This window comes from Bombilactobacillus mellifer, assembly GCF_000970795.1.
In the GTDB taxonomy this organism is placed as follows: domain Bacteria; phylum Bacillota; class Bacilli; order Lactobacillales; family Lactobacillaceae; genus Bombilactobacillus; species Bombilactobacillus mellifer.
Genome location: NZ_KQ034028.1, coordinates 411,898 through 426,056, shown reverse-complemented (window position 1 = coordinate 426,056; position 14,159 = coordinate 411,898). Strand labels below are relative to the sequence as shown.

The window sequence follows — 14,159 nt, the reverse complement described above, 5'->3', positions numbered from 1 at the left end:
AACCTCCTATTATTGAAGTAATTTTAAGCCCGCTTTTACATAGGATCCGGCATCCGTTAATTCCATTTGGGCTAATTGCGGGGCAATTTTTTTAATGGCGGAATCCGTATAACCTAACGCTTTTAAGGCTGCCAAACCATCTGCTAAGATGGGATCTGTTCCATTCTTAGCAACAGGAGCCGCAAATAAATTAGTGACGACTCTTTGTTGATCTGTGCGATGGATTTTATCTTTTAAATCTAAAATAATTTGTTGGGCCGTTTTTTTGCCTACTCCGGGAAATTGCGTTAAAAATTGGACATCATTAGTGACAATCGCATTAATTAGGCCAGTATGGTCATCATCTGCTAAAATTGCCAAGGCACTTTTGGGTCCAATTCCGGCAACCGAAGTTAATTGTTGAAATAACTCTTTTTCTTGTAAATCATAAAAGCCATATAATGTTTGATCGTTGTCTCGAATAATTTGTTCAACATACAGTGTTTGGGTTTGATTTAATTGATAGCGATAAGGATTGGCTACCAGTAAGCGATAACCGACTTGCTGCACTTCTAAAACTAAATATTGCGGACAAAGATACGTAATTTTCCCAGTTAAATACTCAAACACCCGTTACCCTCATTTCTGTCGTAAAGATTGATGTGGATCTTGGATCCGTTTAAACATTTTTTGAATATCCTGATCACTAAAATGAACCAAAGTAGGCCGGCCGTGGGGACAATTATAGGGATTCTTAGCTTGCGCTAACTGGTCTAAGACTGCTTGGGCCTGTAAACGATCCAAAGGGTGATTGGCTTTAATCGACAATTTACAGCTCATTGTAATGGCAGTTTGTTCGCGAAACTTGGCAATATCAATTTTACCGTCTTTTAAAACATAATCAATCATTTCCCGGATAGTCGTTTCTACTTGATTATCAGGAATCCAGGTAGGATAGCTGTTCACAACAAAACTATTCTGACCAAAAGCAGTAATGCCCACGCCCATGGTTTGCAACAACGGTAAGTGTTCCCCAATCAAAATTGCATCTGCATTGGCGTAATCTAAGACCAAGGGCACTAATAAATTTTGCTGATCTGGACTAACGGATCCCAACTGCTGAAAGTATTTTTCATAATTCACTCGTTCCTGGGCAGCATGTTGATCCACTAAATAAAAACCATCATCACTTTGAGCTACCAAATAGGTTTCATGTAGTTGCGTCATAAATTGCAATTGCGGAAAAGATTTTTGCAGCGACGTCATTGTGGCCGCTTGGGACAAATCATCTGCCAGAGGCTCGGCTGCCAGCGTGGTCATTTCGTGATCCCATTGTTTCAAATGGGAGGGATCCTCAAAAATGGGGGTACTGTGCAATGCCCCAGCAGCAATCCAGGAATCTTGAGTTGAAGCCACGTTAGTCTTTGCTTCTGCAATTTGTTGAGGCGCTGATTTTGGAGCCCCCAGTGGTTTTTTTATTGTGTCAGAGGACTTCTTGATATCAGTTTGCAAGACCCGTTGCTGCGCTTTTTGAGGCAGATTGCGTAAAGCATCCGGGATTAAATTCAATTTGGCTAAACTTTGAGCGATGGTTGTGTGAATCAACTCCGCTAAAGCTGCCTCTTTACTCAAGCGGACTTCGCGTTTGGTGGGATGAACGTTAACATCCACCAAAAGCGGATCCAAAGCAATATTAATTACCGTAATGGGATAACGACCGACCATTAACTTCGACTCATATCCGGCGATCACTGCCTGGATCAGTTGGTTATTAACCACATAACGCCCATTAATTATTAAAGAAATATAGCGGCGATTGGAACGTGTTTGTTGTGGCAGTGAAGTATAGCCTTGAATACGAAAATCGGCATTTGCTTGTTGAAAAGGAATCATTTGTTGCGCCGTCAAGCGGCCATAAATGCCGGCAATTGTTTGTTGTAAATTGCCATTGCCCGAAGTCCGAATTAAATTGCGCTGGTTTGTGGCCAGCGTAAAAGCCACTTCCGGATGCGCTAAGGCCAACCGATTGACAATATTAATAATATGATTTAATTCCGTATTTACCGTCTTAATATATTTTAAACGTGCGGGAGTATTATAAAATAGATCAGTTACAGTCACTGTCGTCCCTCGCGCCTTAGCGAGGGTGGTTAAACTCTGTTTTTGACCACCATTAATTTTTAAGCAGACGCCTGCATTGTTATCAGTACTGGTCGTTAAAGCAACTTTTGCTACAGCAGCGATGCTAGCCAAAGCCTCGCCGCGAAATCCCAGAGTGTGCACATGAAATAAATCATGTAGATTGCTAATTTTACTAGTGGTATGGGGTAAAAAAGCTAATTCTACTTCTGAGCTCTTAATTCCGGTACCGTTATCGGCAACTTTAATCAATGAAATGCCGGCATCCTTGACTAAAATATCGATTTGACTTGCTTGAGCATCCAGCGCATTTTCGACCAGCTCTTTAATAACTGAGGCTGGTCGTTCAATTACTTCGCCGGCAGCAATCTGATTACTCAAAGTTGCAGGTAATTGTTGAATATGCGCCATTTTCATTCTCCTTTCAGTCCTGCAACTCATTTTGTAATTTGAATAACAAATTCATCGCATCTAGCGGCGTCATTTTCATCAAATTAGCATCTTTCAACTGTTGCAGTAAAGATCTATTTTTAGAAGTCGGCGGTTCGCCAAATAAAGATAGCTGTTCTTCTTTTTCCACTGGTTGACTGGGCTTGGTTTGTTCCGATATTGATTTGGCCGTGGCTGGGGTCGAAGACTTCGTCTGTAAATGAATCGGTTTTTGTTCTAAAGTGGTTAAAATTTGCTGTGCATTTTTCAATAAGGAAGTGGGCAACCCGGCTAACTGGGCTACATGAATACCGTATGATTTATCAGCCGGACCGGGTAAAACTTTATGCAAAAATACCAGCTGACCTTTTTCTTCGGTAGCGTCAACATGAACATTTTTAATATTCGGCCATTGGGCTGCTAAACCCGTCAATTCATGATAGTGCGTGGAAAAGAGAGTTTTCGCCGGGACCTTTTGCGAGAGATATTCTACGATCGCCTGTGCTAAAGCCATGCCGTCATAAGTAGCGGTCCCGCGTCCTAATTCATCAAAAATAATTAAAGAATGGGGGGTAGCATGTTGCAGAGCATCATTAGCTTCCATCATTTCCACCATAAAAGTCGAATTGCCGGCAATTAAATCATCAGCTGCACCAATCCGGGTAAAAATATGATCAAAAATTGGCAACTGCGCCTGCTCTGCGGGTACAAAACAGCCAATTTGGGCCATGATCACAATTAACGCTAATTGGCGCATGTACGTACTTTTCCCAGACATATTAGGTCCCGTAATCAGCAGGATGGAGGTTTTCGCATCCATCGTGATACTATTAGGAATATACTTTTGTTTTCCTAATACTTTTTCGACCACGGGATGACGTCCATTAATCACGGCAATTTTTTCTTGCTGCGTAAATTGCGGGCGTACGTAGTGATACTGTTCACTGACTGCACAAAAACTTTGTAAGACATCTAACGCTGCCAGAGTAGAAGCTACCGTTTGAATATCGGTAATCCGTGCCTTTATTTGCTCGCGTAAATGATTAAACAGCTGATGCTCCAAAACTTTGGATTTCTCTTCTGCTTCTAATATTTTTTGTTCAATCGCTTTTAATTCCGGCGTAATATACCGTTCGGCATTTGTCAAAGTTTGTTTACGCTGATAGCGTTCGGCAGGAACTTGTTTTTTATTAGCATTTGTTACTTCAATATAATAGCCAAAGACTCGATTAAAGCCAATTTTTAAATTTTTAATACCTGTGGCCTGCTGTTCGCTGGCTTGCATTTGGGCAAGCCACTGTTTACCATTTTTCATGGCATCACGATATTGGTCTAATTGCTGATTAAAACCGGTTTTGATTAAATTCCCGTCAGTCACCGAAATCGGCGGATCGTCTACCAAAGTGGTTGTAATGGCTGTAGTTAAATCTTGACAATCAGGCAAATGGGTTAATAAATCATCGACCACCGGCGCTTGAAGATCTAGTAAGGTCGCTTTAATTTTGGGAACCTGTGCTAGAGAAGTCGCTAATTGGATTAAATCACGGGCATTAACATTGCCAAAAGCTACTCGCCCAGCTAAACGTTCCAGATCATAGACTTGGGTTAAATAATCCTGTAAAGATCCACGTTGAAAAAAATTATCTAATAATAACTGAACTAAATCTTGCCGATACTTTAATTTCTTCACTTGCAGTAACGGACGTTGAATCCATTGTTTTAACAGCCGACTGCCCATAGCGGTTTTGGTTTGATCCAAAAGCCAAGTCAAAGTCCCGGAGCGTTTCCCAGTCCGTAAAGAACTAAACAATTCTAAATTACTCTGGACATTATGATCCATTTGTAAGTACTGATGGACTGAATACGCTTGTGCCACCTGGAGATGGGCTAAAGAACGTTTCTGAGTTTCCATTAAATAAGCGATTAAATTGCGGACCGCTTGAATTTGACTAGCGGCCGTTAACTTTTGCGTTACAAATGAGACTTCGGCATAATCTTGTTGCGGCGTTTCCGGTGAAACCATCAAGCCTAATTTCTGCAGCCGTTTGACCTGCTTTTTAGGTAGTTTGGCCGGTACCACCACTTCTTTGCTGCGTAAATTAAGTAATTCATTTTCTACTGATTTAAAATCCGAAAAATTCGTTGCCCAAAATTCTCCCGTAGATAAATCGGTATAAGCAAAGCCCCAGGTTTGCGCTTGCGGAAAAATAGCTCCCAAATAATTGTTTTCTGTACTTTGATTGGGTTTATCATCGAGGCTGGTGCCCGGCGTGACCAATTTGATAATTCCCCGTTTGACCATACCCTTGGCCGTTTGGGGATCTTCTAATTGTTCACAAATGGCGACTTTGTAACCCTTATCCACGAGAATTTCAATATAACTATCCGCCGCATGATGCGGCACACCACACATTGGAATCGGGTCTGCAGCATTTTTATTACGGGCTGTCAAAGTCAGTTCCAAAATTTGTGATCCTTTAATGGCATCATCGTAAAACATCTCATAAAAATCGCCGATTCGATAAAACAAAAATGCATCAGGATAATCTTGTTTAATTTTGAGATATTGCTGCATCATTGGTGTATCTTTGGTTTTTTGTGGCATGAAACAATTTACTCCTAATTCATTCGTAATTTGACATTAATTGGTAAAAGGATGATCTGGATTAATCTGACCCACTTGGATCTGGTTATGTGCTGCTAGATCAAGTAAACAATAATTAATTTGGGGGCGGCCATGATCATCTACTTCATATTTGGTCGGCCGTTGCGTTACGAAGCGTTGAATACTATTGGCTACTTTCACTCCTAAAACACCATCATAAGAACCAGTCATGCCCACATCGGTTACAAAGGCGGTCCCTTTAGGCAAAATTCGTGCATCATTAGTCTGAACATGTGTATGTGTGCCTAACACCGCTCCTACACGCCCATCCACATAATAAGCAAAGGCTGTTTTTTCACTAGTTGTTTCAGCATGAAAGTCAATTAAAACATTGGCCGTGGCTGGGATTTGCGCTAATAAGCGATCTACTGTGCGAAAAGGATCATCCAAAGGATTCATTAAAGCTCGACCTTGTAAATTAATAACAGCTAACTGCTGCTCATTGACCCGTTTGATTACCATTCCTTGCCCGGGAGTCTGTTCTCCCGGGTAATTAGCCGGCCGCAATAAATTATCATTTTGCTGTAATAACGCTTGCACCTCGTACTTATCCCAAGCATGATTGCCTAACGTAATAATGTCGGCGCCGGCATGCAGTAGTGCTTTAAATTGCGGGGCTTTGATTCCGCGACCCTGGGCGGCATTTTCACCATTCACAATGGTCACCTGCGGATGATAACTTTTTTTTAAGGGCGGCAAGTAGGTGGCAATCGCCTGCACCCCAATATCTCCCACTACATCGCCGACAAATAAAACTCGCATAATATTCTCCTAACTAGGTCCCATAATAATTCTAAGCTCTTGACACAGCTTTTGTGATATTTTATATATAGTAACATTTCAACAGAATCTCGGAACATTTCAATTTTAATTCAGTAAGGAACAGTAATGAATCCTAAACGCAAATTCCTTTTTATGAGCACCTTAATCATTACCTTAATCATTAGTCTGATTCCCTTGATGCAACAGACTTGGGCGACTGGTTATGATCCCAAATTTCATATTGCCCGTCTACAAACTTTAGCCCATAATCTGCAGGCAGGACATTTTCCGAATCCGATTGGTTTTGAATATCTTCATACCCTGGGCTACGGTGTCGGCTTTTTTTATAGCAATTTTTTTCTTTATCCTTTCGCCATTTTGGTGGCCTTGGGTTGTGGTGTCGTAAAAGTTTATCTAGCGATGATCATCATTATTTCTATTTTAGCAATTATTACGATTACTTGGACAACTAATGAACTTTTCCACAACTATTATGCCAATCTTTTAGCTGCTCCCTTATATTTACTTTCTAATTATTATCTCACGGCCATCTACACCCGAACAGCTATCGGCGAAGGCTGGGCGTTAATTTTTATTCCGTTGGTTATTTTAAGTTTAGAAAAAATCCGGCAAAACCAATTGCAATTTAAGTTCCTTTTAGCCGGCAGTATGAGTGCCCTGCTCTTGAGTCATATTTTAACTTTTCTTTTGGCTTGTGCCTATGTCCTGCTTTTTAGCCTGCTGAATTTATGGCATAATGCACAATCTCGAAACTTGATCAAAGTTCTATGTCAAAGTGCTGCTTGGGCATTAGGATTATGTGCGGCTTTTTTATTGCCTTTCATCCAACAATATACGGCACAAAAATATACCGATACTACGCGCGCCAATGACGGATCTTACCAAATTATTCATAATGATTTTACGCTCAGCAGTGTCTTTTCCACTTTATTTATTCTTTTTTTGTTGTGTAGTATTTATTTAATTTATCAACAGGTCCAGCATCGGCTAACCGCTCGTTTTCTCGATCAAATCGCAATCATCGCCGGTATATTAACAATTTTTATTTACAGTAATTTTTTAATTCGCGTCGCGGTCAAACTTTTTCAACCTATTGTTCTATTACAAACGGTCATTCGCTTTAATACCCTAATTTTGCCCTTAGAAGTTTTAGTAGTCGCGGGAGTTGCGGGACAAATTATTGCCCAACAGCGCCAGCAAGGTGGCATTCTGGGAGGGATTTTTGTATTAATAGTAGGTTATTTTTTCCTCGTTCCCGTCACTAATAACTACCAATTTTATCAACAACGAAAGGCTTTGATTCCAGCGGATTTTTCACAGGAATATTCTATTAGTATGGGAGAATACCAGCCCGCTAAATTAAATGCGTGGCGCATGCAATTAAGCCATGATCCTACACCGTCAGAAATTGCCCGCCATAATCATTACCGAATTTTACAAAACAACCCTGAACAGCTTCTTATTCAAACGACTAGTTCCGCTGCAGGGAAGACCATCGAATTACCGCGTACCGCCTATCGGGGTTATCGCTACCAAATCCCCCAGCAAAAATCCCAAGAGGCTCAATTTAGTAATCACGGATTACTTGCTATCGAGATCCCACCCCATCGCCAAGCGCTTCAGATTAAAATTTTTTATCAACCCACTAAGCTGGCCCTTCTGGGAGCGGTTTTAAGTAGTGTTACCAGTGGCTTCTTCTTGTATTGCATCCTTTGCCGTAAAGTTTAATCAAATGGCCTGGACTGGATTTTTAGCCACAACTGATTAGCTTTTCATTTGGAGTGGTCAATTTTCCTTTTTACTAATTCCTGACTGGAGAATTGCTATTGAACATAAAAAAAGTTTCTTCTTGAGTAAGAAACTTTTTGATATCTGTATTCCACTATTTCTGAAAGCAAACGTTCAATTACTTCCACCACAGCAGTTGAGAAAACACAATCTAGGATAAAAATGACTGCGCGCGCTTATACTAGCTAGAAGCAGGGTGGGCTGTCATCGATTGCTCCAAGGCTTGAACATCAGAAATAATTTGTTTGGCCGTTAAATGATTAGCTGCATAACTTTCAAAGAGCGGAGTTTGATCAGTATAAATTCGTTTTTGCCCATAATTTAAAACTTTCACCTTTTTTGGACCCAGATAGGCTGCTACTTTTTGTCCAAAACCACCATCTAAAATATTATCTTCCAGCGTAACTATAATTTCATGTTCCTCAGCTAATTTAGTTAGGGTTGCTTCATCTAAGATATTAGCGGCCAGCGGATTAACCAACGTCGCCTGCAGTTGGCTAGCAATTTTTTGACCTAATTGATAAAAATCTCCTAGCGCCAAAATAGCAATTTTTTGACCTGGTTGAACATGATAGTGAATCGTTGTGTAATCTGTAGTCACGGTCTGCTGATCCCTTAAGGGCACCTCTTGTGGCATTTTAATGGCTACCGGGTGCTGCTTTTGGTTAATGGCCCATTCCAACATTGCTTGTTCCTCTGCTAAAGTAGTCGGTGCTAGATATCGCCAATTAGGCAGATTAGCAAGCATGACTTGATCAAAAATACCTAAATGAGTTTTGGATTGATCGGAAATATTCCCCCCAGAAACTAACATTACTACGGGCAAATCATTTGCAGCCACATCATGGGATAATTGATCAAAAGCTCGTTGTAAAAACGTCGACTTTTCCATTAAAATCGGTGTGCCACCTGCACGGGCAAACCCAGCGGCCAAAGTTACCGATTCTTGTTCGGCAATACCCACATCTAAATAATGATCGGGGTATTGCTTTTTAAATTGATCCAGCTCAAAAGCACCTGGAATTGCCGCTGTAATGGCCATAATGTTTTGTCCGGCCGCAATCTGGGATTGAATGACCTCTAGGGCGACTGAATTCGGATTGGGTGTCTTAGGCTTTGGATTTAAGGGATTGTCATTTGCTAAATTAAACGGACTGACCCAGTGATGCGCTTCCTCGGCTTGAATGGCCGGCTCATAACCTTGGCCTTTGAGTGTATTAATGTGTAACAAAATCGGATGGTCAACATCTTTAACCGCCTGAAAAGCAGCAATCATAGCTGCTAAATCATTGCCATCGGCTACATAACGATAATCAAATCCCATCGCTTGAAAAGGATTTTCGGGAGTTTGGCCGTTGGAATCTCGGAGTTTTTGTAAAGCGGTAACTATTCCACCGACGTTTTTATCAATCGACCATTGGTTATCATTAACTACTATTACCAAATTGTGTGGTTCAATGGCGGCATTGTTCAAACCCTCAAAGGCCAGCCCCCCAGTCAAAGAACCATCACCGATTAAGGCCATTATATTTTCCTGACCGCCTCTTAAGTCCCGAGCTTTGGCCATTCCTGTTGCCAAAGCAATGGAAGTGGAAGTATGTCCAATTGCAAAATCATCATAAGGACTCTCGTCTGGCTTGGAATACGGCGAAACATCCGTATAACAATCAGGATCCAGCCAAGCCTGGGCCCTTCCAGTCAGCATTTTATGTGGATAGGTTTGATGCGACACATCCCAAACAATTTTATCCTGGGGCGCATTAAACACATAATGGTAAGCAATCGTGGCTTCCACAATCCCCAAATCTGGCCCCAGGTGACCTCCTTGAGCAGCATCTTTTTCCACAATTAAGGTGCGAATTTCAGCAGCTAATTGATTCATTTCAGCAAGACTCAACTTTTTAAGATCCTGGGGTCCGGCAATTCGGTTTAATAAAAAATTTTTATGCTGGTTCATTGACTTTCAATCCCCCTCTTTTATTGCTTATTATACAATGATGCGGTAGAAATACTGCAATTGCTTAGATATTTCTTTGTTCAAAAAAAACCTCTGGAAGAACCTATTGATTCCTTCTAGAGGTTTTTTAAAAAAGGTTAAGACTTAAATTACATCATACCGCCCATGCCGGCAGAAGCATTTGGATCAGCTGCTGGAGCATCATTCTTTGGTTCCGGTTTGTCAGCTACGACAGCTTCGGTTGTCAAAATCAAAGCTGAAACACTAGCTGCATTTTGTAAAGCGGAACGAGTTACTTTAGTTGGGTCAATAATTCCTGCATTAATCATATTTTCCCAATTGTCAGTTGCGGCATTGTATCCTGTTTCGAGTTCTTCGCCCTTCATATGTTCAACAATGACAGAACCTTCTTTACCGGCATTTTCCGCAATTTGACGTACCGGTGCTTCTAAAGCCCGTTTTACAATATTGATACCTGTTTGCACATCACCATCAGCTTCTTCAGCTAATTTGGTAACTGCTGGAATGACATCCATTAATGCGGTACCACCACCAGCAACGTAGCCTTCTTCAACTGCGGCGCGGGTTGCGTTCAACGCATCTTCAATCCGGTATTTACGTTCTTTTAATTCAGTTTCAGTAGCAGCACCAACTTTGATCACGCCAACGCCACCAGCTAATTTAGCTAAACGTTCTTGTAATTTTTCCCGATCGAAATCCGAAGTTGTATCGCTAATTTGTTTTTTGATCAATTCTACTCGTTCGTCAATTGCTGCTTTGGAACCAGAGCCTTGAACAATAGTCGTATTATCTTTAGTAACTGTTACACGACCAGCTTGACCTAATTGATCAATTGTGGTGTCTTTGAGTTCTAAACCTAAATCAGAAGTAATGACGGTGCCGCCAGTTAAAATAGCGATATCTTCTAATTGTTCCTTACGACGATCACCAAAACCAGGAGCCTTTACCGCAACTACGTTGAAAGTACCCCGAATCTTGTTCAAAACTAAAGTAGGTAAAGCTTCACCATCTACATCATCAGCAATAATCAATAAAGCCTTGCCTTGTTGAACAATGGACTGCAATAATGGTAAAACATCTTGAATATTGGAAATCTTTTTGTCGGTAATCAAGATGTAAGGATTTTCCAAATCAGCTTCCATCTTGTCATTATCGGTAACCATGTATTGTGACAAGTAGCCTCGATCGAATTGCATACCTTCTACTACATCAGAAGTTGTTTCAATACCTTTGGATTCTTCAATGGTAATAACGCCATCGTGACCCACTTTTTCCATGGCGTCCGCAATTAATTCACCAACTTGCTCACTGGAAGAAGAAACAGCAGCTACTTGAGCGATTTGATCGCGACCTTCAACTTTATGAGAGATCTTGTGTAATTCATCAACTGCTACTTGTGTTGCTTTTTCAATTCCGGTCCGAATCCCTACCGGGTTAGCACCAGCAGTTACATTCTTCATACCTTCTTGAATAATAGCTTGTGCTAAAACAGTAGCTGTAGTCGTACCATCACCAGCAGTATCATTAGTTTTCGAAGCAACTTCAGAAACTAACTTAGCACCCATGTTTTCAAAATGATCTTCTAATTCAATATCTTTGGCAATTGTCACACCATCATTGGTAATATTAGGTGAGCCATAAGATTGTTCTAAGACCACGTTACGTCCTTTAGGTCCTAAAGTAGTTTTTACTGTATTTGCTAATTTATCCACGCCTCGTAACATTTGACCGCGAGCGTCTTCAGAAAATTTAATTTCTTTTGCCATAACTTTTTTCACCTCAAAGTATTTTCAATTTTCAATTATATTAAATTAATCAATAATTGCCATGACATCTTTTTCATGCATGACCAAATATTTGTTACCTTCATATTTAACTTCTGAACCAGCGTATTTATCGTATAAAACTTTATCGCCTTTTTTAATGTTCAGTGGAATAATTTTCCCATCGGGAGTTTGAGCGCCATCACCGACAGCTACAACTTCACCAGTTTGAGGCTTTTCTTTGGCGTTATTGGCTAAAACGATGCCACCAACTGTTTGTTCTTTTTCTTCATCAACTTGAACTAAAATGCGATCACCTAATGGCTTTAACAAGATAATCCCTCCAAAAAATTATTTCTTTTAGCACTTTTAGCACTCGTTTAATATTAGTGCTAACCAACAATTAATATAATAGCATGTTTTTAGATTGTTGCAAGTCTTTCTATAAATTTTTTTCAGGTTAATCATTGACATCAAACATGTGGTACTTGCGGGCATAATTATTACCAAAGGTGACATCATATTCCAATAAACGATAATCTTGGTAAACTTGAGTTTTGGTCCAAGCATTTTTAGTAGCAGAATTTTTTGGTTCTGTGGCCTGATGAGGGTCTGTATCTGTTCGGGCCGTATATTGTTTGCCTTGCGCATCAATTTGCAGTGGCTTAGTCAGCACTGGAATTTGTTGTTGTAATTGAATTAACATATTATAAAACGGTGTTAGTGGATAGCCTAATTGTTGTAACAACAACAAAGACATATAATTCGGTGAAAAATAATCATAGTTATGCTGAGTTAAAGGAAAATTAGCCACCATCACAAACGGGGTTGCATGCGAGTTCAAAGTGTCAGCTTTATATAAATCATCGTATATTCCATCACCCGGATAATGATCCCCGTACATAACAATCAAAGTTTTTTCTTTAGCCTTTTGATAATGGTTTACTAAATGTTCAAAGGCTCGATCAGAAGCATTAACTTCTTGAAAATAAGCTTGCAATCGATTGGTCTTATCTTGATCATTAGCCACCGGTGATTCTAAAGTGAAAGTCGCATTACTTCCCTTAGCGGCCTCAAAAGGCATATGATTTTGCATGGTAATCATCAAACTAAACTGCCGGGTTCGTTTTTGTTGGGCATAAAAATTCGGATATGCTGAAGCATCAGAAGTATAAAGGCCATATGGTGATTGCTTTAAACCCTTTAATTGATTATGATCGCGAAATTGTTTAATTCCTAATCCCGGATAGACTTGGCGGCGGCGATACATTGTCCCGGAATAAGGATGATAAGCTTGCGATTGATAATGCGCCGCATCTAAATAATGCATTAGACTCGGGAAGTAACTCTTTTTGGAAAGAATATCCTGGTAAGGTGTATTATTTAAAAAGTAATTAGAAAAACCAGTATTCGCTTCAAATTCAATATTCGCTGTGCCGCCGCCAAAGCCAGGACTAATCATATAACCGGAAGCTTGATTTTCAGCAGGATTATCTAAAATTTGCGTCAGATAAGGCATTGGATTTTGTGTTCCTGTAAGTGGATAACGATCCGCGGTTCGTTCTGGATTTGTTAAAGATTCATTTAAAATATAAATGATATTAACATCCGCAAATTTTTTGCCTTGATTCTGCTGAGCCAAACCATTGCGGTAACGTTTAGCGATCGTTGCCATTGTAGCGGCACTATAATTCTGCGGACGAGTCATGGGATCCGTTTTAATATTAAAAGTAAAAGCCACTAGCGAACCGCAATTTTGATAGTTAGCTAATTGTTCGTGGTCAATATTTGCCATACCCCATTGGGCTAATTTAACAGCCGCGAAAGATTTAGAATTACCCGCCTGGGAAAAAAGAGTTAATAGTCCGCCCAAGCTGACTACAACCAAAACGCGTAGCGGCCAAACTAAAGTATGATAATTCCACCATAGCGGTCGGCTCCAGCGGTGTAACAAATATGCCACCAGAAAAATCAGCAGAATGGTCCCTAACAACAAAAAGATGGCTTTCAATTTAATCATTTGAATTAAATCACCTGCTTGACCAGCCATCAAAAAATCACTCGGCAGCAAGGGTTCGGAACGCGAAACAATTTTGGTATAATCAACAAAAATGAAAATTATTCCTAAACTAGTCGCAGTAGCTAAACCTAACCAATAATCACCGATGAGCGTGATGATTAAACTCACTAAACCTAATGCTACTCCATAATTAACCCAAAAAACTGGACTGCTTCCATCAAAGAAGCGAGTCCAGGTTTCCAGAAAATTTTTCCAAAATGCTCCTGTGAGCGCCAATTGTAAGGCAAAGTACAGCAAATAAGCTGCCAGCCCTAAAACCAGCAGGCGCAACAGGGCATAGCCACTTTGAATTAGTACCTTTTTACGCAAAAAAGCTCCTTTCCAATTGGAAATATCTACAAGCCATTTGTCACTGCCCGCTTGGGATCTCGCCCATTACAAGCTAATGAATGCTCGGCAAAATCACGGTTAGATTCTGCACCATACGCATAAAGCTTTAGCCAGCTATTAGTCAAATATCCTGTAACACAAAACTACAAGCTGTTGTCAAGCCTGTATAGTCCTCTTGTGGGTAATTTTCAGAATTTTAAGAACCCCAAAAGTATCATAGATGGT

The 14,159-nt window shown here is 40.3% G+C and carries 9 protein-coding genes; 1 reads left to right on the top strand and 8 read right to left on the bottom strand.

The window, feature by feature from the left end; genetic code table 11:
* Positions 1-9: 9 nt before the first annotated feature.
* The 4 genes from ruvA to JG30_RS02010 are packed head-to-tail and all read right to left on the bottom strand — an operon-like array spanning position 10 to position 5,974.
* Positions 10-609 carry a Holliday junction branch migration protein RuvA gene (ruvA, locus tag JG30_RS02025; protein WP_046315770.1) on the bottom strand — a complete coding sequence of 200 codons (600 nt, stop codon included), beginning with the start codon at positions 607-609 and terminating at the stop codon, positions 10-12.
* A gap of 9 nt (positions 610-618) precedes the next feature.
* Positions 619-2,529: a DNA mismatch repair endonuclease MutL gene (gene mutL, locus JG30_RS02020; protein ID WP_046315768.1), complete on the bottom strand. Its 1,911-nt coding sequence runs from the start codon at positions 2,527-2,529 to the stop codon at positions 619-621.
* A gap of 13 nt (positions 2,530-2,542) precedes the next feature.
* Complete coding sequence (mutS, locus tag JG30_RS02015; protein WP_046315765.1) at positions 2,543-5,152, bottom strand: DNA mismatch repair protein MutS; 2,610 nt, start codon at positions 5,150-5,152, stop codon at positions 2,543-2,545.
* 36 nt (positions 5,153-5,188) lie between these two features.
* Positions 5,189-5,974: a TIGR00282 family metallophosphoesterase gene (locus JG30_RS02010; RefSeq protein WP_046315763.1), complete on the bottom strand. Its 786-nt coding sequence runs from the start codon at positions 5,972-5,974 to the stop codon at positions 5,189-5,191.
* A gap of 126 nt (positions 5,975-6,100) precedes the next feature.
* Here JG30_RS02010 and JG30_RS02005 point away from each other — a divergent pair, with 126 nt between their 5' ends.
* Entirely contained in the window at positions 6,101-7,723 is a 1,623-nt protein-coding gene (locus JG30_RS02005; protein ID WP_046315761.1) for a glycosyltransferase family protein, read from the top strand.
* A 241-nt stretch (positions 7,724-7,964) separates the two neighbouring features.
* Here JG30_RS02005 and JG30_RS02000 read toward each other — a convergent pair whose 3' ends face one another.
* From JG30_RS02000 to JG30_RS01985, 4 genes are all read right to left on the bottom strand, one after another.
* The gene (locus tag JG30_RS02000) at positions 7,965-9,740 is read right to left on the bottom strand and encodes a 1-deoxy-D-xylulose-5-phosphate synthase (protein WP_046315759.1); all 1,776 of its coding nucleotides are present in this window, start codon (positions 9,738-9,740) and stop codon (positions 7,965-7,967) included.
* 149 nt (positions 9,741-9,889) lie between these two features.
* A complete protein-coding gene (groL, locus tag JG30_RS01995; protein WP_046315758.1) occupies positions 9,890-11,527 on the bottom strand; it encodes a chaperonin GroEL in 1,638 nt (545 codons plus the stop codon).
* A gap of 45 nt (positions 11,528-11,572) precedes the next feature.
* Complete coding sequence (groES, locus tag JG30_RS01990; RefSeq protein WP_046315756.1) at positions 11,573-11,857, bottom strand: co-chaperone GroES; 285 nt, start codon at positions 11,855-11,857, stop codon at positions 11,573-11,575.
* A 127-nt stretch (positions 11,858-11,984) separates the two neighbouring features.
* Positions 11,985-13,913 carry an LTA synthase family protein gene (locus tag JG30_RS01985; protein ID WP_046315754.1) on the bottom strand — a complete coding sequence of 643 codons (1,929 nt, stop codon included), beginning with the start codon at positions 13,911-13,913 and terminating at the stop codon, positions 11,985-11,987.
* Positions 13,914-14,159: the final 246 nt, after the last annotated feature.